This is a genomic window from Natrinema sp. LJW11 (assembly GCF_056135975.1).
On record NZ_JBWBDM010000003.1, the window covers coordinates 50,892 to 76,851 of the forward strand.

The window sequence follows — 25,960 nt, forward strand, 5'->3', positions numbered from 1 at the left end:
AAGTTTGGATAGTCGCGACGCTGGTTCACACCGGTACCGAATCGGTTCCGCTCCCCGGCCCGTTTCGGGGCCTTTTTGCGCATCCCCTGTCAACTGAAACCGTGACCGAAGAGGCGATTTCAACCGGCTGTGGCCCGGTCGACGAGTTGCTCGGTGGGGGGTTCGAACGCGGGGCCGTCACGCAGTTGTACGGTCCGCCGGCCGCCGGAAAGACGAATCTCGCGCTATCGGCGGCCGTCGAGACCGCGGTCGACGGCGGCACCGTCGTCTACATCGACACCGAAGGCGTCTCCGTCGACCGCTTCCAGCAACTGCTCGAGGCCACCGTCGACACCGAGTCGCCTCGAGACGGGGACGAGGCCGACGCGGACGACGTTGAGGCCGTCGCCTCGCGGATCGTCATCGAGGACGCGCTCGACTTCGAGGAACAGGCCGAGGCCGTCCGCGACGCCGAGGAGTTCGCCGAGCGCGCGGACCTCATCGTCCTCGACAGCGCGACGGGCTTCTATCGGCTCGAGCGCACCGCCGACGGCGACGAGGGCGAGGCGTTGCGCAGCGTCACCCGGCAGGTAACTCATCTGCTCTCGCTGGCCCGGAAACACGATCTCGCCGTCGTCCTGACGAATCAGGTCTTCGCCGACCCCGACTCGGATCGTACCCGGGGGCTGGGCGGGAATACCCTCGAGCACTGGACCGGAACGGTCGTCCGCCTCGAGCGCTTCCGCGGCGGGAAGCGACGTGCAACCCTCGAGAAACACCGCTCGAAACCCGTCGGGGACTCGGCTCAGTTCCGGATCACCGACACCGGGCTCGAGGGCGGCGACGACGACGCCTGGACCTGACCGCGCGGCGTCCGGTCCCCGGAGACGGGGCCGTCCCTCGTTTTATACGTTTGCTCTCGACGGGCGCTCTCCGTCGGATCGTTGCGAGACGAAAAAAGGAGCGCGGAACCCCGGAGTCGGACGACTCCCGCTACAGCTGATTGAGCTTTCGCAACAACTGGCCGCGGTACTCCTCGTCGCTGGTGACGCCCTTGAGTTCCAAGACGTTGCGCTCGAGTTTGTCCTCCGCGACGCGGAAGGCGTTCTCCGAGCCGTAGCCTTCGCCGGTGCCGGCGACCTGTCCCTTATTCGTTCGCAGGCGGATCTGACACTGCACGAGCGGGGTTCCCCGCAGCTTCTCGTTGTGCTCGTGGAAGCGGACGTGAGCGTGCATCACCTGCATGTCGGCGTACTTGTCCGCGACGGACTCGATGCTCTGGACGATCGACTCCCGGGTGATGGTGTCGAGCATCGAGATGTTGGTAATCTGGACGTCCATGTGCTCCTCCTCGGTGAACGTCAGCGCGCGCAGGACGTCCGTCTTGGTGATGACGCCGATGACGACCCGGTCGTTGTCGGCCGGCGTGACCATCAGCCCCGCGTAGTCGTCCTCGAGCATCGCTTCGACGGCCTCCTTGGCCGTCGCGTCCAGCGTCGTCGTCTCCACGGGACTGGTCATGATGTCGTAGACGGGCACGTCGAGCAGGCGATCGGTGTCGCCGACCCGGTCGCCGGTCGTGGTCGTGTGATTCTCGCGGATGACGAAGTCGGCGATGTCGTGGGTGGTCACGACGCCGGAGAGGTAGCCGTTCTCGTTCATCACCGGCAGTCGCGAGATCCCGTGTTCGCGCAGGAGATTGATCGCTTTCCCGATCCCGTCGTCTTCGTCGAGCGTGATCGGATCGTCGGTGTAGATGTTTTCGACGGTGAGCGCGTCGAGGTTCTCCAGTACCGCCTCGAGGATCGCGTCGTCGGTGATGACGCCCCAGAGGTCGCCGTTCTCGAAGACGGGGGCGACCGTGGCGTTGCTCTCGACGAGAACGCGTGCGGTCTCCCGGATGTCCTCCTGGCGGTCGACCTTGGGAGACGGCGTGTTCCGGCTCGGTTTCGTCAGCGCCGCCACCTTGGCGTCGTCCTCGACGTGCGACTGGAGGACCTCCCGCTCGCTGATGACGCCCTCGTATTCGCCGTCATTCATGACGATGATCCCCTTGGGATTGCCGTTCTCGAACATCGAACGGACTTTCCCCATTCGCGTCCCGACGTCGACTTCGATAAACTCCGTGGTGGCGATATCAGCGATATTCATCTGTCCGTCTGAACGTAGTGCCGCGGGGGTATTTAAGATACTGCCCGTTTTAGCCGGGGTGGCTCCGGGCACCGGGATTTTTGTGCGGGCCGTTGAAGCGTTTCGCGATGCGCGACATCACCGTCTTCGGCCGGTACACCTACCTCGTCACCGAAATCGTCTGGGGGCTCGTCGCCGCGCTCCTCTTGCGTCGGGCGAACGCGCTCCGGAAGGCGGCGGTTACCATCCTCGCACTGTACCCGATCGCCTACGTCTGGGACCGCTACACCCTCGCCGTCGGCGTCTTCGATATCAAACTCAGGATCGGCGTCGATATCGCCGGCATCCCGCTCGAGGAACACCTGTTCATGGCGGTGGTCCCCGGGCTCGTCATCGGGATCCACGAGACGATCTTCGGCGACGAATCCGACGACGCGACGACACCTTCGAAGTCATTAGCGCACCGATAGGTACCTCTCACTGACTGTAAGCAACCGCGACTATCTTGTACGCACGGACCGTCAGTCGACTCGATGGATAGTCGTCGGTTCGCGACGGCCAAGGCGAACGAAACGGACGCGAGCGAGAGCGGCGACCGCGCGCTGTTACGGGGACTGGCGAACTTCCTCGTCGCCGTCGCGCTCGTCTGTTCGCTCGCGCTCGGAACCGCCCTCTTCGCACCGCAACTCATCGACGGGCTCGGCCTCGAGGAACGACAGCCGCCCAGTCCCGACGTGAAGCCGGCCGGGGAACGCAACCCCGACGTGACCGATCCCGACGATCCGGGGAACTCGAGTTACGAGACCGACGTCGAGATGGTCAGCTCCGCGACCGTTGAGGACTTCGTCCACGCGGAGGTCAACGAGCGGCGGGCCGAGCGCGGCCTCGACCCGCTCGTATGGGACGGAACGATCGCGTCCGTCGCGCGCGCCCACAGCGAGGACATGGCCGATCGCGACTACTTTTCCCACAGGAACCGCGACGGAGAAGGTCCCTATGATCGGTTTCAGGACGTGAGCAACTACTGTCCGGGATACGGCGAAAATATCGCCAAGACGTGGCTCGATCGACCCGTCGAACGGCCCGGCGGCGACGGGACCGTTCGCCACCGGACCGCCGAGGGGCTCGCGACGGGGCTGGTCAACCAGTGGATGAACTCTACAGCCCATCGGCAGGCCATCCTCGAGGAAGGCGACACGCCCAGTTGGGACCGAGCCGGCGTCGGCGTCTCCATCACCGACGACGGCGAGGTCTACGCGGGACAGAATTTCTGTCGCGAGTGGTGACGGGTCGGGACCGCGCCGCCTCGAGCGGGAACTGATTCACCGGCGGGTTCGCTGAGAGCGTTGACATGCACGACGAAAACCGCGAGACGGATCGGTTCACAGGAATTGCGAACGACTTACAGGTACAGGGACCGAAAGAACGGACGTTCACTATGGAGGTTCCGGAGACGCTCACCGCTATCTATCGAACGGCGAGCGACCGCGACTTGACCTTTCTCGCGGCCGGGTTCGCCTACTACGCGTTCGTCTCGCTGATTCCGCTGATCTTGCTCGCGCTCGTCGTCGGCTCGCTGGTCGGCGGCGAGCAAGCGGCCCAACGGCTGATCACCGTCGCCGGCGACTTCCTCCCGGCGGCGGGCGAAGAGCTGGTCACCGAAGCGCTCACGACCGAATCCGGGCGCGCGGAGGCGACCGTCGTCGCGCTCGCCGTCGCCACGTGGGGTGCGCTCAAGGTCTTCCGCGGACTGAGCCTGGCGTTCGACAAGGTTTACGACGAAGTGGCCGAGGACTCGCTCGTCGACCAGATCAGGGACGGCCTCACCGTGATCGTCGCCGGCGCGGGCGCGATCGCCCTCATGATCGGGATCGGCGCGATGCTTCAGATCGTCGCCGACTCCGTTCCCTTCGCCGGCCTGCTCGGTTGGATCGTCCTGCTGGGCGGGCTCGTCCTCGTCTTCCTCCCGATCTACTACGTGCTGCCGCCGGTCCCCGTCGAACTGGCCGAAGTCCTCCCCGGCGTGGTCTTCGCCGCCGTCGGCTGGACGGCCCTCCAGATCGGATTCCAGCTCTACGCGTCGAACGCCGGCCAGTACGAGGCGTACGGTGCCGTCGGTGCGGTCCTCCTGTTCGTCACCTGGCTCTACTTCGCCGGCATCATCATCCTCGTCGGTGCCGTTCTCAACGTCGTCCGATCGCGCCCCGTAATCGCGGAATAGCGGCCGGGAGAAGCGTCACCGCTCCCGTTTTCTGTATCGTCCGTACAGGGGAAAGATTATGCCCCCGGCAGCGACAGACCACGACCATGAGCGACGAGCGATCACCCTCCACCGCCGCGACCGACGACCCCGGCGCGGCCGACGACGTCGAGGCCGATGATGGCTCGAGCGAGGCCCTCGAGCCGAGCGGCGGCCCCCGGCGCGTCGTCTCCGAGCAGAGCGTCGACGACATTCTCGACTCGCTCGACGCGACGAAAGCCGAGTCGACGGGCTCGAGCGACGAACCGAGCGCGACGAACGGACCGACTGACACCGTTACGACCGCGGTCGGCGAGGACGACGTTTCGACGGCCGACGAGGAAGTCACTACCACGACCGATGGAACGACGGCGGACGGAACGACCGCCGACGGAATCACCGACCACGACACCGCGTCCCGGTCCGACGCGGAGTCGAACTCGACCGACGCGGAGTCGATCGAGACGGCCGCATCGTCGCTTCCAGACGACGCCTCGCTCGAGGAACTCGCGAGCCGCGTCGACGACGGCACCGTCACGGGCGCGGACGTCCGGGCGGCCGAGGCCGGCGACGGCCGCGAGTCGACCCCCGAGATCGACGATATCGACCTCTCGATGGACGACCTCGAGACGACGGGAACGGGGGCCAGCGACGCCGGTAACGGTACCGACTTGCGCGACGACGCCGGCCCGCTCGCCGGGTCGGTCGAGCGCGACGTAGACGCCGGGACGAGTGACGAGTCCGCAGACGACGAGCCCGGTTTGTTCGGTCGACTCAAGCAGTTCTTCTCGCGATAGCGGACGGCTTCGGTGGCCCGGCTCGGGTTCAGCATCGCTCGGGAATCGGCGATTCGAGGGCGACCCCTGCCCGCTAGCTGACCAGCGTGATCAGGACGAACAGCGTCGCGACCGAGGCCAGCGTCGTGACGAACACGTTCAGCGACGCGAACTCCCGGTCGCCGCCGAGTTCGTTCGCGAAGACGAACGTCGAGACGGCGCTCGGCGTCCCGAGCATCACGACGCTGGCGGTAAACGTCGCCGGGTCGACGGCGAGCGCGGAGAAGACGGCCCACGCGAGGGCGGGCATCAGGCAGATCTTGAGCGCGACGACGGCGGCGATCGCTCCGGCGTCGATCGAGGGCGCGTCGACCTGCAGGGACGCCCCGACGCAGAGCAACGCGACGGGCAAGGCGAGCGAACCGATCGCATCGAGGCCGGTCGCGGCGGGCGACGGGATCGAGATTCCGAGGGAGCCGACCGCGAGGCCGGCGATCAGTGTCGCCAGGATGGGGTTCGTCGCGAGTCCGCGGAGTTCGCGCGCGATCGAGGCGTCGGCTCCGTTGAGCGTCGAGAGGACGAGGATCGTCAGCGGCAACTGGGTCAGCGTCACGACGCCCAGCACGACGCTCGCGATCGCCGTCACCGACGCGTCGAACGTCGCGGCGACCAGCGGCAGTCCGAGATAGCCCAGATTCGAGTGATACGACTGGACGATCGCGACGCTCCGGCGGGCGCTCGAGCCCCGATTTCGGTGGACGATCGCGGCGAGTCCGGCGGTCGCGAACAGCACGACGAGGAGGCCGGCGAGCAGCGCCGGCGAGAGGAGGTCCCCGATCGACCGGTCGTAGGTGGAGACGAAAATCAGCGCCGGCAGCGCGACGTAGTAGGCGACGGCGTTCAGCAGTTCGGTCCGCCGCCGGTCGAGGATCCCGGTCGTCCGCAACCCGGCTCCGACCAGCAACACGACGAGCAGCGCCAGCAGCCGACCGACGACTTCCATATCCCGCTCGAGTCGACTCGCGGGTTTGTACCGTTCGATCTCGAGCGACGGGACGATGGTGAGTCCCCTGGTCCGGCCGACTCGAGACCGAAAGCGATGACCGCGTCGCCCGACACGATCAAACGTTCATGGCGCTGGACGACGTGGAAGGCCTCGAGGAGATCGAATCACAGTGACCGAGAGCACCCTGTCGGACGTTCCGACCCGAATCAGAGCGGGGCTCCGAACCCGACTGCAGCGCCTTCGCTGGTGGGTCGCGCTGCGAGTCGGCGGCGCTCCGAACTGTGCGGTCTGTGGCGACGAGGCGGCGTGGATCGCCGAGACCGAGGACGAACCCCGTTGCTTTCGTCACATTCCGAGCGAGGGGATGGACGCGATACGAGACGTAGAACCCGCCGACTGTTTCACCGACTGGGAGAGCGACGCGTACTCTCGAGACTGACGGAAGGGAGTATCGGCGAACTCGAGGAAACGCCGGATTTGGCAACTCCGGAGACGTATCTGCCGAATCGAAATCTTTGTAGTAGAAACTATTCCAAATTGACGTATGGATAGAACGGATTGGTTCCTCGCGCTCATCACTTTTTTGTTGGCTGTAATCGCCCTCGAAACCGTCTCAGATGCGACGAACGAAGTCTTTCTAGATATTGGTGGTACCGCCTCGTTATTGGTGATCTTCCTCTTGCCGCTCTATCTGCTCGTCCACGTCGTGATGAACCATCACGAGGAACCGGACTGGTAATCGAACTCCGCTGTAAGTGGTGAGTTCACTACCGATGTCTGCGAGGGATGAAGTCGAGTTCGGAGGTGTGTGGACCGGACTGAGTACCATCCTCATCTCAGTGCTTGCATTGGGCGTATTCGTGCTCACGTCGGACCCGATCAACGTCGGTGGCGTCGTAGCGAGTATCGCCTTCGGCGCTTTCGGTCTTGCACAGCTCCTTGCTCCCCGACTGGCACCGTGGTTCGCTAGTCTCTCTCCTCGCTGGACTGGTCTCTTCTGGATACTCGTTGGTCTGGGGCTCGCCGTGCTCGGTGTTATCTCCTCGGTGACAGCCCGCCAATTCCCTAGTAGCCTACTAATAGGGACTCTATTCGTTCTCTACGGTTGCCTCACCGCACTTGATCCGTAAACACGGACAGAATATCCTGAATAAAGAAGTCGTCCCACTATTTACTGATGACAGAACGAATCAACTGCTCAGAAACGGGTTCGCAAGAAACGTAGTGGGTTGGGGCAGAGTTGAACTGCCGATCTCCTCCATGTCAAGGAGGTGTCATAACCAGACTAGACTACCAACCCGCCTGGTTTCGCGGTCACACAGCCCGACGCACGTCGTCACGCTGTCTGCACTCAGTCGTTGCCCGCCGCTACAATTGAAGGTTTCGAATCGACCGCCGTACGCGAGTCGCCCCCACGCGCCGGGGCGATACGCTTAAGTCGATGTACTCATTTGGTCATTACAAGACAACTACGTACATTGGTGTTCACTATGCAGGAATACGTCGAACGAGTGACGGAGGGGGACGACCTCACGCAATCGGACGCTCGAGCGGCTTCGACGGCCGTTTTCGAGGGTGCGACGGAGGCACAGATCGGCGCGCTGCTGGCGGCGCTCCGCGCGAAAGGCGAGACGGAGGCCGAAATCGCCGGGTTCGCCGAGGGGATGCGCGGCGCGGCCAGAACGATCGATCCCGACCGGGAGCCGCTGGTCGACACCTGCGGAACGGGCGGCGACGACTACGACACGATCAACGTCTCGACGACGAGCGCCATCGTCGCGGCCGGGGCCGGCGTTCCGGTGGCCAAGCACGGCAACTACTCGGTCTCGTCGTCGTCGGGCAGCGCCGACGTGCTCGAGGAAGTTGGCGTCGACGTCGAGGCCGAACCGCCGGCCGTCGAGGCGGCCATCGAGGAGGACGGCATCGGATTCATGCTCGCGCCGGTGTTCCACCCGGCGATGAAGGCCGTCATCGGGCCGCGCAAGGAACTCGGCATGCGGACGATTTTCAACGTTCTCGGGCCGCTGACGAATCCGGCCGGGGCCGACGCGCAGATCGTCGGCGTCTACGATCCGGAGCTCGTCCCCGTCCTCGCGGACGCGCTGTCCCGAATGGACGTCGACCGCGCGCTGGTCGTCCACGGCGCGGGCACCGACGAGATCGCGATCCACGGCGAGACCGTCGCCGCCGAGGTCGACGGCGATTCCGTCGAGGAGTACACGCTCGAGCCCGCGGATCTCGGTCTCACGGAACGCGATATCGACGACATCGCCGGCGGCCTGCCGAAGGAAAACGCGGCCGACATGCGCGGGATCGTCGAGGGGAGTATCACGGGTGCGAAACGCGACGTGATCCTCGCGAACGCCGGCGCGGCGATCTACGTCGCCGGCGAAGCCGACTCGCTCGAGGCGGGTGCCGACGCGGCCCGCGAGGCGATCGACTCCGGTTCCGCGGCGCGGAAACTCGACCGACTCCGCGGCGCGACGGCGGAGCCGGTCGGGGAGGAGCGATGACCCGCGTCAAGGTCTGCGGACTGACCACCGAATCCGACCTCGAGGCGGCGGTCGAGGCGGGCGCGGACGCGGTCGGCATCATCTGTGACGTTCCGGTCGACACGCCGCGAGAGGTCTCGCTCGAGCGGGCCGCAGCGCTCGCGGCGGCGACGCCGCCGTTCGTGACGAGCGTGCTGGTAACGATGCCCGCGGGGCCCGAGGAGGCGATCGAGCTGGTCGAGACGATCGAACCCGACGCGGTTCAGATCCACAGCGACATCCGGGTCGGCGACCTCGCGTACCTGCGCGCGAAACTCGAGGCCGAGATCCTGCTCGCGGTCGACGCCGACGACGCGACCACCGCCGAGATTTACGACGACATCGTCGACGGACTCGTCGTGGACACGGCGGGCGAGGACGGCGGCGGCGGAACCGGTCGTACCCACGACTGGGAGCGGACCCGGACGGCCACCGCGGACCTCGAGTCGCCGCTGATCCTCGCGGGCGGACTCACGCCCGAGAACGTCGGCGACGCGGTCCGGACCGTCGACCCGTTCGCCGTCGACGTGGCCAGCGGCGTCGAGGACAGCGGCGGCGTCAAGGACATCGACGCCGTGCGATCGTTCGTCGACCGAGCGAAGAACGCCCGCCGACCGGCACAGCCGTAACTGACTTACATGGACGATTCTACCGCCACCGTATCCGAACCGCCGACCGTCGACGTCGACCGTGAGACGTTCCGCGAGCACGCGGGGTCGAGCGCCGACCGCTCGGACCGACCCGCCGTCGTTCGCACCGTCGCCACCCTCGACGTCGAGACGACCCCGCTCGCCGCCTACGCGGCGCTTACCGGCCGAACGGCTGCGAGCGATCGCGAGCGTGCCCCGTACGCCTTCCTGCTCGAGAGCGCCGAGAAGACCGCCTCGAGCGACCCCGACGGTGCCTTCCGACCGAGCGCCGCGGACGCGGAGCGCCACGCGCGGTACTCCTACGTCGGGTACGAACCCGAGGCCGTCGTGACGGTCGAGTCGGGCGAGGCGACCGTCGAAGCGCTCACCGACGACGCGCCGCTCGACGCGATTCGGACGGACAGCGAGGGCGACACCGTCGACGCGCTTCGGGCCGCGATGCCGGACGTCCGTCTCGAGAACGTGCCCGACCACGACCGCCAGCACCTCGAGGGCGGGCTGGTCGGCTTCCTGGCCTACGACGCGGTCTACGACCTCTGGCTCGAGGAGGTCGGCTGCGAGCGCCCCGACTCGCGGTTCCCGGACGCGCAGTTCCTCCTGACGACGAAGACGCTGGCGTTCGACGAGCGCGACGGCACGCTCTCGCTGGTCTTCACGCCCGTGCTCGAGGCCGACGACGACCCGGACGAGGTGTACGACGCGCTCCGGGACGAAGCCGCCGCGGTCGCGGCAACGCTGCGCGAGGCCGAGCGGCCCGAGACGGGCGGGTTCGTCCGCGAAGACGAGAGCTCGGGTTCCAGGGCGGAGTACGAGGAGAGCGTCCGTCGAGCCAAAGAGCACGTCCTCGACGGGGATATCTACCAGGGCGTCGTCTCCCGCACGCGGGAACTGTACGGCGAGGTCGACCCGCTCGGCTTCTACGAGGCGATGCGGGACGTGAACCCGTCGCCCTACATGTACCTGCTCGATCACGGCGATCTCACCGTCGTCGGCGCCAGTCCCGAGACGTTGATCTCCGTCCGCGGGCGCGAGGTCATGTCCAACCCCATCGCCGGTACCTGCGATCGCGGCTCGAGCCCCGTCGAGGATCGCCGCCTCGCGGGCGAGATGCTGGCCGACGGGAAGGAACGCGCCGAGCACACGATGTTGGTCGATCTCGCGCGAAACGACGTTCGCCGAGTCTCGGAGCCGGGATCGGTCCGCGTCGACGAGTTCATGAACGTCCTCAAGTACAGCCACGTCCAGCACATCGAGTCGACGGTGACCGGCGAACTGACCGCCGACTCGGATGCGTTCGACGCGACGCGAGCGTCCTTCCCCGCCGGCACCCTCTCGGGCGCGCCGAAGATCCGTGCGATGGAGATCATCGACGACCTCGAGTCCGACCCTCGCGGTCTCTACGGCGGCGGCGTCGGCTACTACTCGTGGACCGGCGACGCGGACTTCGCGATCGTGATTCGGACGGCGACCGTTGAGAATGAAGGCGACCAGGATCGGATCACGGTTCAGGCCGGTGCGGGCCTCGTCGCCGACAGCGATCCCACCGCCGAGTACGAGGAGACCGAGCAGAAGATGGGCGGCGTCCTCGCGGCACTCGAGGAGATCGAACTACCGGGCGGTGACGATGACTCGAGTCCGGACGACGAACCCGGTGCGACGGCGGAGGTGAGCCGATGAGCGCGACCGCGACCGAAGAACGGGACACCACTACGGACGGGGACGGGAAGACGAACGCGGACGCGGACCCACTGACGGTCCTGTTCGTCGATAACTACGATTCGTTCACCTACAACCTCGTCGAGTACGTCAGCCAACTGGCCGGCACCGAAACCGAGATTCTGAAGAATACGGCATCGCTCGAGGCCGTTCGCGCCGTCGATCCCGACGCGATCGTCATCAGCCCGGGGCCGGGCCATCCGAAAAACGACCGCGACGTCGGGGTCACGATGGACGTGCTCCGGGAGATCAGCCCCGACGTGCCGACGCTCGGCGTCTGTCTCGGTCTCGAGGCCGCCGTCTACGAGTACGGCGGGACGATCGGCCGTGCCCCCGAACCGATCCACGGGAAGGCCTCCGCGGTGGACCACGACGGCGACGGCGTCTTCGAGGGGGTAGAGCAGGGCTTCCGCGCCGGTCGGTATCACTCGCTGATCGCGACCGAGGTCCCCGACTGCTTCGAGGTGTCGGCGACCGCGGAACACGGGGAACACACGCTCGTGATGGGCGTGCGCCACCGCGAACATCCCCTCGAGTGCATCCAGTTCCATCCGGAAAGCGTGCTCACGGCCGTCGGACACGATATCATCGAAAACTTCCTCGAGTCGGTCTGATACGGCTGCTGTCAGTCAGTTCCGATGCGACCGCGAGACGGACTGCGGTCGCACCGGTAAACCGTTACAGCAGACCGTATGACCGGCGGACCGACCGCGCGGGACGGCAGGGGTATTCCGAGAGCGAACAGCCCGGGGCGCCGGCGGTCTAGAACGGCAGAAACGACAGGTCGGTGAACCCGGCGGCGTAGAGTCCGGCGAGGACGACGGCGGCTACGATGCCAATGCGGACGGCCAGTTTGATCGCGATTTTGATTGCGACGACGGCGACGGCGAAGGCAGCCAGTCCGGCCAGTACGAGGAGGATCGTCGGCCCCGATGTCAGTGCTTCGATCATATGCGACCCCGCGTGCTGCAGGGACGTAATCTTTCTGGATATCGTGACTGACTCTCGAGAGTGACTGACTCGAGTGGCGCTGTCGTCCCGAGACACCGAACCACCCGCGAAAGAGAAAATCGCATGAAGGCGACGTACTCCAATCGTTCGCAGTCACTTTCAGTTCGGTCTGAAAATCGTTAAGTCGGTCGGCGACGTAGGACGTAGTAACCACACAGGCGGCCGTCTCGGCGGCCGCGGGAGGCGGCGAAACGATAGGTTACAGAGGCATCAATACAACTATAGTTGCAGTAGTACAAGAAAAGTGGGACAACAACACCACGTTTTATGATGGATGCATGAATACCGAACCTTCGTTACGAATGATGAGAGCAACGACCCGGATTGACGCCAGAATCGGTGTGCGCCAGCGGTGTAACGACGAGGTGACGCGCGCATGAGCGATGTCGAACTCTCCGCGGCGGATCTGACGCTCCCGATCAAGCGATCCGACGGGGACACCCTGGCGGAGCGATTGACGGAGAACGCCTACGAGAACATTTTGCCGGCCCGCTATCTGCGGAAGGACGCCAACGGCGATCTAATCGAGACGCAGGAGGACCTCTTCGATCGCGTCGGCACGAACATCGCGCTGGCCGAAGCCGTCTACGAGGCCGAGAAGCGCGACCTCGAGATCACGGTCACGCCCGACCAGCTGAAGCCCGACCACCCGCGACGAGACGAACTCGCCGCGGAGGTCTTCGGTGAGGGCGTCACGGCCGACGACGACGTCGAGACGGTCCTGACGGAGCGCAACGTCAACAAGTTCGCCTACGACACGATCGTTCCCGAACTCCCCGACGAGGTACGGGACCACGTCGAGGACGTCGCCGAGACCTTTACCGACGGGATGGAGTCGCTCTCCTTTATGCCGAACTCGCCGACGCTGATGAACGCGGGCAACGAACTCCAGCAGCTCTCGGCCTGTTTCGTTATGTCGCCCGACGACGACCTTTCCGACATCCACGAGACCGCCAAGAAGGCGGCCGAGGTCTTCCAGTCCGGCGGCGGCGTCGGCTACGGCTTCTGGCAGCTGCGACCCTACGGCGACTCGGTCGGCTCGACCGGCGGCATCGCGTCGGGCCCGATCACCTTCATGCGGACCTACGACCAGCTCTGCGAGACCATCGCGCAGGGCGGGACCCGCCGCGGTGCCCAGATGGGCATCATGCGCGTCTCCCACCCCGACGTCATCGAGTTCATCCACGCCAAGAACAAGGACGTCTCGCTCGCCCACACGCTGCGGCTGAACGACCCGGACGACTACACCTACACCACCTTCTCGGAGGCGCTCGAGGAAGCACGCGACCTCATCGACGAGGACGGACGCGTCCCCAAGCACCTGCGCAACGCCGTCGAGGGCCACCTCTCGAACTTTAACATCTCCGTCGGCGTCACCGACGGCTTCATGGACGCGGTCCGGAACGACGAGGAGTACACCTTCACCAACCCGCGGACCGAAGAACCCCACATCGCCACCGAGGAGACCAAGGAGATGTACAGCCGGTACGATCTCGGCGAGCACGTCGAGGTCGGCGAACCCCTCTCGATCCCGGCGGAACTCGTCTGGGAGCGCATCGTTCAGGGCGCCCACGAGAACGGCGAGCCCGGGGTCATCTACCTCGAGCGAGTGAACAAGGAACACTCCTTCGACGTCGAGAAGCAAGACGACCACCGGATGCTCGCGACGAACCCCTGCGGCGAGCAACCCCTCGAGGAGTACGAGGCCTGTAACCTCGGCCACATCAACCTCTCGACGCTGGCGGCTCTCGACGCGCCCGACTGGCGCGTCTGGTCCGACGAGCACGGCGACGAGTACGACTCCCAGGAGGCGGCCGTCTCGGCCTTCCTCGAGGAGGCCATCGACTACGCGGAGTTCGACGAGCGCATCGAGTACGGCACGCGCTTTTTGGAGAACGTCGTCACGATGTCGGACTTCCCCGTCGAGGAGATCGAGGAGAAGGTCCGCGACATGCGCAAGATCGGTCTGGGCGTCATGGGTCTCGCCCAGCTGTACGTCCAGCTCGGGATCAAGTACGGGAGCGAGGAGGGCAACGAAGTTGCCAGCCAGCTGATGACCCACATCAACCACGGCGCGAAGGCGACGAGCCACGAACTCGCCGAAGAGCGCGGCTCGTTCAACGACTGGAACGAGTCGAAGTACGCGACCCCGACCGAGTATCGCGAGTGGTTCGAGCGCCAGACCGGCGAGGACGCCGACGACTGGAAAGACGGCTTCCCCATCCGCAACCACAACGTCACGACCATCGCCCCGACCGGGACGACCTCGATGGTCGGCAACACGACGGGCGGCTGTGAACCCATCTACAACGTCGCCTACTACAAGAACGTCACCGACGACGTGCAGGGCGACGAGATGCTCGTCGAGTTCGACGACTACTTCCTCCGCGTCCTGGAGGACAACGAGATCGACGTTGACGCGGTCAAGGAAGAGGCTCAAGAGCAGATGGCGACGAACCAGTTCGACGGCGTCGAAGGTCTCTCGACGGTGCCGGACGCGATCGGCGAACTGTTCGTTATCACATCGGACGTCTCGGCGAAACAGCACGCTGCGGTGCAGTGTGCCTGCCAGAACGGCGTCGACTCGGCCATCTCGAAGACGGTCAACGCGCCCAACGACTCCACGCTCGAGGACGCCAAGGAGGTCTTCGAGTGGGTCTACGAGAACGGCGGCAAGGGGGTCACCTACTACCGCGACGGCACCCGATCGAAGCAGGTGCTGACGACGCGCGCCGACAACGCCGACTTCGCCGACGAGACCGAGGCCGCACAGGCGCTGGTCGAGCAGATCGACGAGATCTTCGGCGGACTCGAGGCATTCCTCGAGAGTCAGGAAGTCCAAGACGTCCTCGGAGAGGGCGCCGACTCGCTGTTCGGCGACGGCCGCCAGCCGGTTCAGGTCGACTTCACCGAGAAGCGCGAGCGGCCCGACGCCTTGCAGGGCGTCAGCCAGCGCATCGACACCGGCTACGGGAAGATCTACGTGACGATCAACGAGGATCCCGAGACCGGGCAGCCGTTCGAGCTGTTCGCGAACATCGGTCACTCCGGCGGGTTCACGAACTCCTTCACCGAGGCGCTGGCGAAGGTCATCTCGACCTCGCTGCGCTCGGGCGTCGACCCCGAGGAGATCGTCGACGAACTCTGTGGCACCCGCTCGCCGAAGGTGGCCTGGGACAAGGGCGAACAGATCCAGTCCATCCCGGACGCCATCGGCACCGCGATGCGCCGGTACCTCGAGAACGAGATCGACAAGCCGTACCCGAAACAGCAGACGCTCGAGGAGTCGGCCGACGCGGACCTCGGCGAGTACGACGGTCCCGAGACCGACGGCGGCGCGGCCGCCGTGGAGAGCGGTCCGTCCGCGGATGCGAACGCCGACGCTGACGACGCGACGCAGGACCTCATCGACGCCGGCGAGTCGCCGGAGTGTCCCGACTGCGGCTCGCTCGCGCTCGAGTTCAGCGAAGGCTGCAAAACCTGCAATAGCTGCGGCTGGTCGGAATGCTGAGCGCTGAGTAAGGCCGTTTCGGTGCTGTCGATTCTGCCGTTTTTCTCGGCTTCGTTTTCTCCCTCGTGTTCCCGTCGCCGAGCCGCCGGAACACCACACTTAGCATCGCCCGGTGAGAACACTGGCGTATGACTGTAGACGGCGGGGCAGGGTCGGACGGGACCGACGCGGCCGGCTCGAGCGATCGAGCGACCGGCGCGCCGCGCTGTCCACACTGCGAGGCCCCGATGTACAAGCGCCACTGCAAGTACGTCTGTCCCCAGCACGGGGCCATCATCGACTGCAGCGACCCCTTCCGTTGAGATCGCGGTAGTTGCGAGTCGAGCCGACTCTTTCAGCGGCCGACTCGAGCCGTGAGTCGCCCGGAACCCCTACAAGACGGCGGTCTGTGGTCTCGAGCAACGAACACATGTCCGCGCAACCGACGATCCTCGTCGTCGACGACGAACGGGAACTCGCCGACCTCTACGCGATGTGGGTCGGCGAGGATTACGAGGTCGTGACCGCCTACGACGGCTCCACCGCACTCGAGCGAATGAGCGACGCGATCGATATCGTCCTGCTCGACAGGCACATGCCCGACATCACCGGCGACCGGGTGCTCGAGGAGATCCGAGCGACGGGCTACGACTGCTGGGTGCTCATGGTGACCGCGGTCGATCCCGGGCTCGATATCGTCGAACTGGACATCGACGACTACCTCACGAAACCCGTCACGCGAACCCAGCTCACGCGGATCATCGAGAACCTCCGGGTTCAGGCTCGCTACGGCGACGACGACCGGCGGGAACTCGAGTCCATCTCGAACAAGATGGAGACGTTGGAAGACGAAGCGTCCATCGAAGAGCTGACCGACACCGAGGCCTACCGACGGCTCGAGGCGGATCTGAAGGAGATGAGCGATTCGCTCGTCGAGGATCTCGACGACGAGTAGCTCCCCGATCGATAGAGCCCGGTTGCAGAACGAATTCTCCCGACGCGATTCTCCTCCCCTGTCGATGACGGATTCGAACGAACAGTGATCGGAGAGTCCGAAATCGGAAGCCCGGGTATCGCGACGCCGGAATCGGCGACCTCGGAATCGAAGCGTTAGCTGTCCGCCGATCGTCCCGCGTTCTCCGTTTCGTCCGGTCCCGGTCGCCGTTCCGTCCGAACGATACGGTATGCCGGGCCGGCGAGGAGGACGAGGGCAGCGGCGGCACAGACGAGCGAGAACGCCACGCCGAGTTCGCCGACGCCGCTCGAGGTGACCGTCGCCGCCGAGGCACCGACGACGACCGCTGCGGTCGTCCACGGGAGTTCGCCGATCACCGTTCCGACCACGAACCGGCGGAGCGACACGCCGCTGACCGCAGCGGCACACGTCGCGATATCCGACGGAATCGGTGCGAGCCGCGAGGCGGTGACGCCCCGAAGCGGGCCCGCCGTCTCGTAGTAGCGCGCGACGGCGTCGCCGGCCCGCTCGAGGAGCCGGCTGCGATCGCCCTCGCTTTCGGGAGAGGACTCTCGAGTGGGAGGAATCGTCTCCGACGCAGCCGCGTCGTCGGCGCTGAGCCAGCGGGCGGCGACGAAGACGGGGAGCACGGTCACGACGACGCCGAGGAGTGCGATCGGGAGTCCGACGGCCGCGCCGAAGCCGTAGCCGACGACGGCTGCGAGCGGCGTCGTCGGCCACGCGAGCAGCGGCCGCACGAGGTAGAGGCCGGCGACGACGAGTCCGAACAGGAGCGGGTCCGCGGTGAGCGAGTCGACGGCGCCGAGCGTCGTCGACGGCGAGACGAGGAGGCCCGCAGCGACCGTCGCGGTGGCAACGACCGCACCTGCGAGCGCGCGCGTCCGAGCCGACGACAGCGACATCGATCGATGATTTCGCTCGAGTACTGAAACCTTTGTGTCTCTCGCGGTTCGATCGACGCCCGTACAGCGGGCGGATCCGGTGGGACCGTGAGCAGCGACGCTCGCGGAACGACCGGGTCGAGTATCCGTCGCTCGCTGGCCGCAATTTCGTGGGACACGGCCGCAGTCGCCGACCCAAAGGAAAGGGCTTTTATAATCACGCTGGATACGATTGAGTGCAGACAGAGACCGCGAGCGTGGGTAGCCAAGCCAGGCCAACGGCGCAGCGTTGAGGGCGCTGTCCCGTAGGGGTCCGCCGGTTCAAATCCGGTCCCACGCATCGCACCGGTGGACGATGTCCACCACTACGATGCAGGTGATTTCCCTTCGAGGACATCACCCACGCATAATCCTTTCCGATGCTACACCGACGAGCGATAGCCCCGTCGATCGGTACGCTATCGAGCCCCTGTGAATTCTGCTGGCAACACCACCCAAACGGATGGCTTACGAGCTATCGACGGGCATTGTCATCCGACGGCGATCCGTCTCGAAACCTCGTTTCTCGTAGAAGGCGATGGCACGTTCGTTGTCGACGTCGACCTCGAGTGCGAGTTCCGTACACGTCGCCTCCCGCGCTCGCTTCGTGGCACGGTCGACCAAGCCGTGGGCCAGACCGGTACCGCGGTAGGATTCGCGAACGTAGATGTCGGTAACGACCAGTCGGTCCGGCCGGTCGAAGACGGGAGGCGACTTGTCTATCTCAGTTGCCACGAAACCGGCGAACTCGCCGTCAGAAGGGGGGCGATCGTCCGACTCCCCGTCACAGCACCCGTCGACGGCGATCCACGTCTGATAGTCCCTCGTCTCGAGGCGTTCGAGCCGGAACGCGACTTCCGCGGCGAGGAGGTCCATGGTGTCGGTGTCCGCGAGTGCATGGCGGTCGACGATCGCCTCGAGTTCGCGGTGATACGGGAGCCACAGTTCGTCGACGTAGCGGCGAACGGCGGCCTCGTTAGCCGGAAGCGAGTATAACTCCATATGATTTCTGTCTGACGAAAACGCCTTAGCCGTGGCGGTCACAAAGCGGCCCACCTGATCGCTATCGGCGATCGGTCAGAGACGGTAATCCCTTTCCCGCTCCGCTCGAACCATCACACATGGAATACGTCCCTCGAGAGCGCGTGCGCCTCCTCACCGGCGTGTTGAGCGTCGTGTCGCTGGCGGTCGTCTTCGCGGCCGCGGGCGGCCGGATTCCGTCCTCGAGCGTGCCGGCGGCTCCGGAGCGGGTCATCGACGCGATTCCGCTCGTCAATGCCGTGCTCAGCGCGATCGCGATCGGAACGATCACGGTCGGCTGGCGAGCGATCAGACGCGGGGAGGTCGATCGCCATCGGGTCGCGATGGTGTCCTCCTTCGGCCTGTTCGTGAGCTTTCTCGCGCTCTATCTCTACCGGCTGACCGTGACCGGCGGCCCGCAGGACTTTCCCGGACCGGCGGCCATCGAACAGTTCGTCTACCTGCCGATCCTGGCCGTTCACATTCTGCTGGCGATCGTCTGTATTCCGCTGCTGTACTACGCGCTGTTGCTCGCACTCTCCCGTCCGGTCGCGGAGCTGCCGGAAACGAGTCACGCCCGTATCGGTCGGATCGCGGCGACGCTGTGGCTGATCTCGTTTTCGCTCGGAATCGTCGTCTTCGTCCTGCTCCACGTCATCTACTGAGGAGAGTCGTTCGAAGACGCGGATCGCCCGACTCAGTCCAGAATATCGCCGATACGGCGCGGCTCGCCCTGCAGGTTCGGCTGTTCGGCGACGATCTGCAACACCTCGTGGTCGGTCACGTCGTAGTAGGACTTCTCTATTGCGTCCTCGATGAGTTCCTGCTCGAGGCGGAACTCGGTCCCTTCGTAGACGACGTCGACGCCCTCGTCGTCGAATGCGAGCGTAGTCATGACTGGTCGTACGCAGCGGGAGTGTAAAAGCGAGGCGACTGTGTCCGACGGCCGCGAGACGCGAGCGATCGGAACGGCAGACGGGCGTCAGACGAACGAATGACGACGCGCGAGGTTTATTAGGCGGTACTCCCTTTGGATGCGAATGTGGCCTTCAGCAGGGATCCGCTCGACGAACTCGTCGTTCCCGACGGGACGGAAGCCCAAGAACGCGACCTCGTAACGGACGGGGACGTCCTCGTGGGCGGCCGTTCGACCATCGAGTTCGGCGTCCGCGGCCGAAACGTACTGGCCGGCGAGAGCGTCGAGTTTCGCGGTGCGATCGAGGCCGACGGCGACTGCAGGCTCGACATGTGGGTTGACGTCGCGGAAAACGTGCTCGTCGGGCAGGACGCCTACATCGGCGAGCGCGTCCACATCGGCGGGAAGCTGAAAGTCGCGGGCGACCTCGATATCGGCGACGACGTCGAGATCGAGGAGGGGTTCGAGGCCAACGGCTGGATCGTCATTCGGAACCCGATGCCGACGATCGTGTTGCTCTTCGTCTACCTCAAACACCTCCTCCTGATCGGCGAGGAAGACGCCGCCCAACGGCTCATCTCCGAACTGGTCGACGAGGAAGACGACGAGCCGGAGACCGAGCCGCTCGTTATCCCTCGGAACGCGACCGTCGGCGACGACGCCTGGCGGGTCTCGACGCCCGCGACGATCGGCGACGACTGCCGACTCCACGGCAACGTCCGCGCCGAGACGATCGACGTCGGTGCCGATTGCAACGTCTTCGGGAGCCTCCGAGCGCGCGGAGACGTCACCGTCGGCGACGGAACCCGCATCCACGGCGACGTTACCACTCGAGACGGCGACGTCACCATCGAACGGGACGCCCGCATCCTCGGCGACGTCTCCTGTGAGGACCTCGAGCTCGGCCCCGACGCCGAGGTCGACGGCACGATCCGTGCCGACGGCGAAATCTCGATGGGGACGACCGAACGCGAACGCGAATAACGCCGCACTTCTTCGGTCCGTTTGACTCACTTCGCCGTTCGGGGGAGCGGCCGTACTCCTCGCACTGTGAGACGGTCTGCTGTCACTCGGTTCCGGCGCAACCGCAGGCCGGTTCGCGGTCGCACCGGTACATCGGCACGGCAAACCGTCTGCGTCGGTGCGCCCGTCCCGGAGGCGTTTGACGCGGAAAGTGCGTTTTGACGGCGGTATTCACCCCTATTCTTAATACTGATACTATGATAGGGTGACACAGGAATGCTAAATAAAGCCACACACGGACGGGGGTATCCATGCGGTCGATCGTACTGACGAAAGGCGTTCCGGACTTCTCGGAGGGAGCCGTCTCGTTCGACGAGGACGGCCACTTAGAGCGCGGGAAGACCCCAACGGTGATGAATCCGAACGACGGGTTCGCGCTGCAGGCGGCGCTCCAGACCAAGGTGCGCCACGGCGGCCACGTCAGCGGGATGAGCATGGGTCCGCCGGGGTACGCCGACGTCCTGAAGGGGGCGATGGAGACGGTCTACACCGACGACAGCTACCTGCTTTCTGATCGGGAACTCGCCGCCTCCGACACGTGGGCGACGGCGATCACGCTCAGCGCCGGCCTCGAGACCTATCAGGAAACCGTTGCCGACGTAGACATCGTGTTCGCGGGGTTCAAGACGGCGGACGGCGAGACCGGACAGACCGGTCCACAGACCTGCTGGGCGATGGATTGGCCGATCGTTACCCACGTGGTCGCGCTCGACATCGACCCCGAGGAACGGACGCTACGCGCGAAACGACTCGTCGAGGGCGACGTCGACGAGATCGAGACGGTCGAAGCGCCCTTACCCTGCTTCGTCGTCACCGACCCCGAGTTCGAGCCCGCGTACCGAAAGGCCTCACACAGGCTAACGCACAAAGAGCTGCGAGCCGAAACCGAGGAGCGAGCTACCGAGCACGACGAGTACCTGACGACGTGGGATCACGAAGATCTCAATCTCGATCCCGACTACATCGGGCTCGACGGCTCGCCGACGATCGTCTCGTCGGTCGATCCGATCCCAAAAGCGCCCTCGGAGCGGGAGGCGACGATGATCGATCCCGACGACGGAATGGGCGAAGTGCTCGAGGAGATGCAGCCGTACGCCGCCGAGGCGGGTGAGGCGAAATGACGGCACTGGATCCGGACGACTACACGGTCGACGAACTGACCGAGAAACTCGAGACGATCGACGACGAGGACGAACTGCAGGCGATCCTCGAGGCCGAGCGGGCCGGACAGGAGCGGCAAACTGCCCGCGAGGCGGTCCACCGGCGCCTCGAGGAGATCGGTGCCGACGGCGACGAGAGCGGCGGTGTCGAGGAGGGTACGGAAACGGAAGGCGAGTACGAGGAGACGAAAGAAGACGTCGGCGACGAAGCCGAGGCCGACGAGGAGGAAGCAGAAGAGACGGATGGCGAGCCGGAAGAAACGGAAGCGACGGACGAGGAGCCGGCGGAAGACGACGGCCTCTCACATCCCACCCGCGACAAGAAACACGTCCGGGCGCTCGCGGACGGCGACTACGCGGACCTGTGGGTGTTCTGTGAGACCCAGGGCGGCGAGTTGCTCGAGGTCTCGAAGGAGATGCTCGGCAAGGGTCGCGAACTGATGGACGACTTCGCCGAGGAGTACGGGGACGAGGAGCGCGTCGTCGCGTTCCTGATGGGCGACGACTGCGAGGGTCTCGCCGAGGAGTGCATCGCCTACGGAGCCGACGTGGCCGTCTATCACGAGGACGAACGCCTCGAGCGGTTCCGCCACAAACCCTACACCGAAATCTCGGCGCACATGGCCCGCGGGGAGGGGACCGTCGAGAGCACCGACTGGCGCGACTACGACAAGCCGCGCTACGTTCTGTTCCCGGCGACGAACAACGGACGAGACCTCTCGGCGAAGGTCCAGGCCGAACTCGACTCCGGGCTGGCCTCGGACTGTTCGGACCTGTTCATCGAGGAAAACGAGATCTCGAACCCGGTCAAGACCGGCGAACCCGGCGTCAAGAAGACCGTCGAGAAGGTCCTGCACATGAAGCGACCGGACTTCTCGGGCTTCGAGTACTCGACGATCCTCTGTCTCGACAATCCGGATCGGGACTTCCACCCGCAGGGCTGTTCGGTGATTCCGGGCAGCTTCGATCCGATCGAGCGCGATCCCGATCGGGAGGGACTCGTCGTCGAACACGACATGGACCTCGAGGACGACTGGTTCCGCGTCGAGATCTCCGAGTACGACCGGCTCGAGGCCGGAATCGACCTCACCGGTCACGACGTGATCGTCTGTCTCGGCCGCGGAATCGCCGACGACCCGACCGAGGGGATGGAACTCGGCCGCGATCTGGTCGACGCGTTCGACGACGCCGAACTCGGCATCACGCGCGGGATCGTCACCTCCTCCTACCAGTTCGAGGGCCACGTCGAGCGGTACTCGAAAGAGGAACGACAGATCGGCGAGACCGGCCAGGTCGTCGCGCCCGACGTGTACATCGCGGCGGGCGTCTCCGGCGCGGTCCAGCACAAGGTCGGGATGGACGAGTCCGACACCGTCGTCGCGATCAACACCGACCCAGACGCCCGGATCCGTGACTTCTCGGATTACTTCGTCGAGGGCGACCTCTTCGACGTTCTGCCGCGTCTCACGGCGGCCGTCGAATCCGGTGAAACGGCCCTCGAGCCCGAGGCCGTCGCCGACGGGGGTGATGAGTGATGGCGGCAACAGCGGACGACTACGAACAGTACGAGGCCGTCGTGGTCGGCTGCGGTCCCGGCGGGGCCGCGGCGGCCGCGCGGCTGGCCGACCACGGCGTCGAGACGCTCGTCTTAGAGCGTGGAACCGAAGCGGGCTCGAAGAACGTTTCCGGCGGGCTGCTCTACGCCGAGGACTCGGCCCCCTATACGCTCGACGACCTCTTCGACGGCTTCCGCGAGGAAGCCGCCGAGCGACCGGTCACGGACTACTACATCCACAACGTGGCCGGAGACTCGGTCAAGACGTACGATCTGGCCGATCTCCACGAACACGACACCGACTGGTGCGATTCCGTGCTCCGTCGCGAGATGGACTCCTGGCTCGAGAAGCGCGTCCACGAGAAGACGAGCGAGACCGGCGGCGGCGTCCTGACGAACGTGCGGGTGAACGGCCTGCTCGAGGAAAACGGCGAGATCGTCGGCGTCACCTGCGACGAACTCGACCCGATCAGAGCCGATCTGATCGTCGCGGCCGACGGCGTCAACTCCGAGCTCGCCCGCGAGGCGGGACTGATGGACTGGGAGGAGCCCGACGAGTGGTTCCAGGGCGTCAAGGCCGTCGTCGATATGGATCCCGACGCGATCGACGACCGGTTCGATATCGGTCCGGACGAGGGCGCGGCCCACCTGTTCTCGGGCGACCTCTTCGAGGACGTCCGCGGCGGCGGATTCCTCTACACCAACGAGGATTCGCTCTCGATCGGGACCGTCTTCCACCTCGACAGCCTCGTCGAGCGGGAGGCCGAGCCCCACGAGCTACTCGATGCGCTGCTAACCCATCCGCTGCTGGCGGGCTGGTTCAAAAACGAGTATCACGAGCGCGAGTACGCGGCGAAGCTCGTCCCCGATTCGAAGAAGGTCGCCCACCGCGAACCCTATCGCGATCGGCTCATGCTCGTCGGCGACGCCGCCGGCCAGATGCAGGCCCAGGGGCCGATCATCAAGGGAATGAACCACGCCGTCACCGCCGGCGCGCTCGCGGCCGACGCCTTCGCCGTTACCCGCGGCAACAGCGATCCGGACGCTGCGGGGCGACGGTACGCGAAGATGCTCGAGGACTCGGGGACGATGGACAAGCTCCGCCCCCGGCGCTACGAGCTGAGCCGGACCGTCGGCGAAAACGACGCCGTTACCGCGGCGGTCGAACGGGTGCTCGAGTCGCCGGTCGGCTCGCTCGCGGTCGGCAATCCGATCGCGGACCGTCTGCTCCAGCGGGCGTACAACTCGCCGTTCCTCGTGTCGATGCTCCCCGATACGAAGACCGGCTACGTCTCCCTGCCGACGCTGATCGCCGAGGAACACGGCAAGACGATCCACTGGGAGAACGAGATCGAACCGCCGACCCTCGAGGAGCGCATCGGCGACCTGACCTACGATACCGACGTGGGCAATCCCCACATCGAGCTCAACGATGACTCGTACGCGGCAAGCGGCGCTGCCGTCAGCGCCTGTCCGGTCAGCGCCGAGGACTTCGGCGGCGGCTGTTACCGCTCGGAGACGGTCGAGACGAACGGCAGCGAGGAGACGCTGGTCAGCCTCGACACGCAGCCCTGCGTCGAATGTGGCACCTGTGCGATCGTCGCCGACACCGAGTGGGAGCACCCCCGCGGCGGCAAGGGCGTCGAGTATCGCGAGGGGTAGGATGAGCCGGTACGGTCCCCGAATCGCCGCGCTCGCCCGCCGGGCCGAACGCGAGCGGGCGGCGCTCGAGGGCGACAGTTCGGACGGCGAGGCGGCCGTCGACCCGAATCCGGACGCCGCCGGTGCGTACCTTCGCGAGGGGGCGGGTCAGGCCATCTGGCTCTACGTCGAGGCCCGTACCGGCGGTCGGCTGGTCCCGTTTTCCCAACCCGAACTCGAGGCGCTCGAGGACGCGATGAATCGCTGGCTCGAGTGTTACACGCGCTGTCACGGCGTCGCCATCGAGGCCGAGTTCACGGTTCGGGAGGCGGCGGAGCTGCTGCTCGAGACGCGGAACGTGATCGATACGGCGCAGCTGTTGACGCGCGTGCCCGAACGTCGCTGTGGCTGACGTGCACGCTCGCTTGAAGCTGTTTCTTCATCGATAGTAATAGGATCCTGTCAGTCTATCGACGGTGATATTCAAATATTGCAACCGGCGATATACCGCTTCAAACCGACCCGTACTTGACTTCCACGCAGTAGACGGGTATTCGACTATTCCCGTAGAGAGCAAAGTCACGGTGATGGCACGAGAGGATCGGTTATCCCGACGACGCATGCTCAAGCTAACAGGTGTCGCAGGTTCGACGGCGTTCGTCGCCGGCTGCGGTGGCGGTGGTGGCGGAAACGGGAACGGAAACGGAAACGGCGGCAACGGCGGTGGCGGCGATGGCTTTGAGATCGAACCCGGCACGGAGATCGATTTCAGCGGCCAGACCAGTGAATGGGAAGGCCTCGCGCCGTCTTCGATCGAAGGGGAATCGAACCCGACGCTCATTCTCCAGTCCGGCGAGACGTATACGATCGGCTGGTCAGAGGGCGACGATCAAGCGCATAATCTCCAGTTGCGGGGCAGCGACGGTAACGTCATCGACGGCTACACGACGGGCGATCCGGTTGCGAGTCCGGACGAGCCCCAGACCTTCGAGTTCGAAGCGAGCGACGACATCGCCGTCTACCGCTGTGAGCCGCATCCGCAGATGGAAGGCGAGATCCAGGTACAAGAGGGCGGCGGTGGCGGTGGCGGCAACGAAACGAGCGGTAACGAAACCGGCGGTAACGAAACTGACGGTAACGAAACCGGTGGCAACGAAACTGGCGGTAACGAAACCGGTGGCAACCTGACCGAGTAGACAGGGCCACCGCGCGCGAGCACGT

27 protein-coding genes and 2 tRNA genes are annotated in these 25,960 nt (G+C 65.5%); 22 read left to right on the plus strand and 7 right to left on the minus strand.

The genetic code is table 11. The features are described 5' to 3' along the window. The first annotated feature begins 86 nt into the window (after window positions 1-86). Window positions 87-842 carry a DNA repair and recombination protein RadB gene (gene radB / locus AC0QDI_RS09160; RefSeq protein WP_474668333.1) on the plus strand — a complete coding sequence of 252 codons (756 nt, stop codon included), beginning with the start codon at window positions 87-89 and terminating at the stop codon, window positions 840-842. Window positions 843-972: 130 nt separating this feature from the next. Here the strand turns inward: radB and AC0QDI_RS09165 are convergent, their stop codons facing one another. Next, complete coding sequence (locus AC0QDI_RS09165; protein WP_474667424.1) at window positions 973-2,130, minus strand: CBS domain-containing protein; 1,158 nt, start codon at window positions 2,128-2,130, stop codon at window positions 973-975. A 107-nt stretch (window positions 2,131-2,237) separates the two neighbouring features. Between AC0QDI_RS09165 and AC0QDI_RS09170 the strand changes: the two genes are divergently transcribed. The 4 genes from AC0QDI_RS09170 to AC0QDI_RS09185 all read left to right on the plus strand — a co-directional run bounded on the left by AC0QDI_RS09170 (window position 2,238) and on the right by AC0QDI_RS09185 (window position 5,145). Then, a complete protein-coding gene (locus AC0QDI_RS09170) occupies window positions 2,238-2,579 on the plus strand; it encodes a lycopene cyclase domain-containing protein (RefSeq protein WP_474667426.1) in 342 nt (113 codons plus the stop codon). 63 nt (window positions 2,580-2,642) lie between these two features. Next, complete coding sequence (locus AC0QDI_RS09175) at window positions 2,643-3,395, plus strand: CAP domain-containing protein (protein ID WP_474667428.1); 753 nt, start codon at window positions 2,643-2,645, stop codon at window positions 3,393-3,395. 152 nt (window positions 3,396-3,547) lie between these two features. After that, on the plus strand, window positions 3,548-4,330 hold the full coding sequence (locus AC0QDI_RS09180; protein WP_474668335.1) for a YihY/virulence factor BrkB family protein: 783 nt from the start codon (window positions 3,548-3,550) through the stop codon (window positions 4,328-4,330). A gap of 86 nt (window positions 4,331-4,416) precedes the next feature. After that, entirely contained in the window at window positions 4,417-5,145 is a 729-nt protein-coding gene (locus AC0QDI_RS09185; RefSeq protein ID WP_474667430.1) for a hypothetical protein, read from the plus strand. 73 nt (window positions 5,146-5,218) lie between these two features. On the opposite strand, the gene AC0QDI_RS09190 is transcribed toward AC0QDI_RS09185, so the two are convergent. Next, window positions 5,219-6,127 (minus strand): AEC family transporter, encoded by a 909-nt coding sequence (locus tag AC0QDI_RS09190; protein WP_474667432.1) that lies wholly within the window; start codon window positions 6,125-6,127, stop codon window positions 5,219-5,221. 172 nt (window positions 6,128-6,299) lie between these two features. Between AC0QDI_RS09190 and AC0QDI_RS09195 the strand changes: the two genes are divergently transcribed. Together AC0QDI_RS09195 and AC0QDI_RS09200 are read left to right on the plus strand one after the other, a co-directional pair. Next, window positions 6,300-6,569, plus strand: coding sequence for a hypothetical protein (locus tag AC0QDI_RS09195; protein ID WP_474667434.1), 270 nt, complete (start codon window positions 6,300-6,302; stop codon window positions 6,567-6,569). 105 nt (window positions 6,570-6,674) lie between these two features. After that, complete coding sequence (locus tag AC0QDI_RS09200; protein WP_474667436.1) at window positions 6,675-6,869, plus strand: hypothetical protein; 195 nt, start codon at window positions 6,675-6,677, stop codon at window positions 6,867-6,869. A 486-nt stretch (window positions 6,870-7,355) separates the two neighbouring features. On the opposite strand, the gene AC0QDI_RS09205 is transcribed toward AC0QDI_RS09200, so the two are convergent. Further along, a tRNA-Val gene (locus AC0QDI_RS09205) sits at window positions 7,356-7,430 on the minus strand. Between the two features lie 190 nt (window positions 7,431-7,620). Here AC0QDI_RS09205 and trpD point away from each other — a divergent pair. Genes trpD through trpG form a run of 4 tightly spaced genes read left to right on the plus strand, consistent with a single transcriptional unit; the run spans window position 7,621 to window position 11,641 of the window. Next, window positions 7,621-8,643, plus strand: a complete 1,023-nt coding sequence (gene trpD / locus AC0QDI_RS09210; protein WP_474667438.1) for an anthranilate phosphoribosyltransferase — start codon at window positions 7,621-7,623, stop codon at window positions 8,641-8,643. Then, on the plus strand, window positions 8,640-9,290 hold the full coding sequence (locus tag AC0QDI_RS09215; RefSeq protein WP_474667440.1) for a phosphoribosylanthranilate isomerase: 651 nt from the start codon (window positions 8,640-8,642) through the stop codon (window positions 9,288-9,290). The genes trpD and AC0QDI_RS09215 overlap by 4 nt, the downstream gene beginning before the upstream one ends. A gap of 9 nt (window positions 9,291-9,299) precedes the next feature. Next, complete coding sequence (trpE, locus tag AC0QDI_RS09220; protein WP_474667442.1) at window positions 9,300-10,988, plus strand: anthranilate synthase component I; 1,689 nt, start codon at window positions 9,300-9,302, stop codon at window positions 10,986-10,988. After that, on the plus strand, window positions 10,985-11,641 hold the full coding sequence (gene trpG / locus AC0QDI_RS09225) for an anthranilate synthase component II (RefSeq protein WP_474667443.1): 657 nt from the start codon (window positions 10,985-10,987) through the stop codon (window positions 11,639-11,641). Before trpE ends, trpG begins: the two co-directional genes overlap by 4 nt. Window positions 11,642-11,789: 148 nt before the next feature. Here the strand turns inward: trpG and AC0QDI_RS09230 are convergent, their stop codons facing one another. Further along, the gene (locus AC0QDI_RS09230; protein ID WP_098726120.1) at window positions 11,790-11,978 is read right to left on the minus strand and encodes a hypothetical protein; all 189 of its coding nucleotides are present in this window, start codon (window positions 11,976-11,978) and stop codon (window positions 11,790-11,792) included. Window positions 11,979-12,414: 436 nt separating this feature from the next. Here AC0QDI_RS09230 and AC0QDI_RS09235 point away from each other — a divergent pair, with 436 nt between their 5' ends. The 3 genes from AC0QDI_RS09235 to AC0QDI_RS09245 all read left to right on the plus strand — a co-directional run bounded on the left by AC0QDI_RS09235 (window position 12,415) and on the right by AC0QDI_RS09245 (window position 16,483). Continuing rightward, the gene (locus AC0QDI_RS09235) at window positions 12,415-15,549 is read left to right on the plus strand and encodes an adenosylcobalamin-dependent ribonucleoside-diphosphate reductase (protein WP_474667445.1); all 3,135 of its coding nucleotides are present in this window, start codon (window positions 12,415-12,417) and stop codon (window positions 15,547-15,549) included. A 128-nt stretch (window positions 15,550-15,677) separates the two neighbouring features. Further along, window positions 15,678-15,851 (plus strand): HVO_2523 family zinc finger protein, encoded by a 174-nt coding sequence (locus AC0QDI_RS09240; protein ID WP_474667447.1) that lies wholly within the window; start codon window positions 15,678-15,680, stop codon window positions 15,849-15,851. 107 nt (window positions 15,852-15,958) lie between these two features. Further along, window positions 15,959-16,483, plus strand: coding sequence for a response regulator (locus AC0QDI_RS09245; RefSeq protein ID WP_474667449.1), 525 nt, complete (start codon window positions 15,959-15,961; stop codon window positions 16,481-16,483). A 155-nt stretch (window positions 16,484-16,638) separates the two neighbouring features. Here the strand turns inward: AC0QDI_RS09245 and AC0QDI_RS09250 are convergent, their stop codons facing one another. Continuing rightward, window positions 16,639-17,406: a TVP38/TMEM64 family protein gene (locus AC0QDI_RS09250; RefSeq protein WP_474667451.1), complete on the minus strand. Its 768-nt coding sequence runs from the start codon at window positions 17,404-17,406 to the stop codon at window positions 16,639-16,641. 234 nt (window positions 17,407-17,640) lie between these two features. Here AC0QDI_RS09250 and AC0QDI_RS09255 point away from each other — a divergent pair. Next, window positions 17,641-17,725 (plus strand) — tRNA-Leu (locus AC0QDI_RS09255). A 167-nt stretch (window positions 17,726-17,892) separates the two neighbouring features. Here AC0QDI_RS09255 and AC0QDI_RS09260 read toward each other — a convergent pair. Continuing rightward, the gene (locus AC0QDI_RS09260) at window positions 17,893-18,426 is read right to left on the minus strand and encodes a GNAT family N-acetyltransferase (protein WP_474667453.1); all 534 of its coding nucleotides are present in this window, start codon (window positions 18,424-18,426) and stop codon (window positions 17,893-17,895) included. Between the two features lie 119 nt (window positions 18,427-18,545). On the opposite strand from AC0QDI_RS09260, the gene AC0QDI_RS09265 reads away from it, so the two are divergent. Next, window positions 18,546-19,109, plus strand: a complete 564-nt coding sequence (locus AC0QDI_RS09265; RefSeq protein WP_474667455.1) for a DUF420 domain-containing protein — start codon at window positions 18,546-18,548, stop codon at window positions 19,107-19,109. 32 nt (window positions 19,110-19,141) lie between these two features. Here the strand turns inward: AC0QDI_RS09265 and AC0QDI_RS09270 are convergent, their stop codons facing one another. Next, window positions 19,142-19,339: a DUF5800 family protein gene (locus tag AC0QDI_RS09270; RefSeq protein ID WP_474667457.1), complete on the minus strand. Its 198-nt coding sequence runs from the start codon at window positions 19,337-19,339 to the stop codon at window positions 19,142-19,144. A gap of 147 nt (window positions 19,340-19,486) precedes the next feature. On the opposite strand from AC0QDI_RS09270, the gene AC0QDI_RS09275 reads away from it, so the two are divergent. The 6 genes from AC0QDI_RS09275 (at window position 19,487) to AC0QDI_RS09300 (ending at window position 25,935) form a co-directional block, all read left to right on the plus strand. Then, the gene (locus AC0QDI_RS09275) at window positions 19,487-20,344 is read left to right on the plus strand and encodes a polymer-forming cytoskeletal protein (protein WP_474667459.1); all 858 of its coding nucleotides are present in this window, start codon (window positions 19,487-19,489) and stop codon (window positions 20,342-20,344) included. Between the two features lie 290 nt (window positions 20,345-20,634). Next, complete coding sequence (locus AC0QDI_RS09280; protein ID WP_474667461.1) at window positions 20,635-21,504, plus strand: electron transfer flavoprotein subunit beta/FixA family protein; 870 nt, start codon at window positions 20,635-20,637, stop codon at window positions 21,502-21,504. Next, the gene (locus AC0QDI_RS09285; RefSeq protein WP_474667463.1) at window positions 21,501-23,078 is read left to right on the plus strand and encodes an electron transfer flavoprotein subunit alpha/FixB family protein; all 1,578 of its coding nucleotides are present in this window, start codon (window positions 21,501-21,503) and stop codon (window positions 23,076-23,078) included. The genes AC0QDI_RS09280 and AC0QDI_RS09285 overlap by 4 nt, the downstream gene beginning before the upstream one ends. Next, the gene (locus tag AC0QDI_RS09290) at window positions 23,078-24,760 is read left to right on the plus strand and encodes an FAD-dependent monooxygenase (RefSeq protein ID WP_474667465.1); all 1,683 of its coding nucleotides are present in this window, start codon (window positions 23,078-23,080) and stop codon (window positions 24,758-24,760) included. The genes AC0QDI_RS09285 and AC0QDI_RS09290 overlap by 1 nt, the downstream gene beginning before the upstream one ends. 1 nt (window position 24,761) lies before the next feature. Then, window positions 24,762-25,151: a DUF8055 family protein gene (locus AC0QDI_RS09295; RefSeq protein WP_474667467.1), complete on the plus strand. Its 390-nt coding sequence runs from the start codon at window positions 24,762-24,764 to the stop codon at window positions 25,149-25,151. 208 nt (window positions 25,152-25,359) lie between these two features. Then, on the plus strand, window positions 25,360-25,935 hold the full coding sequence (locus AC0QDI_RS09300) for a cupredoxin domain-containing protein (protein WP_474668337.1): 576 nt from the start codon (window positions 25,360-25,362) through the stop codon (window positions 25,933-25,935). Window positions 25,936-25,960 lie beyond the last annotated feature (25 nt).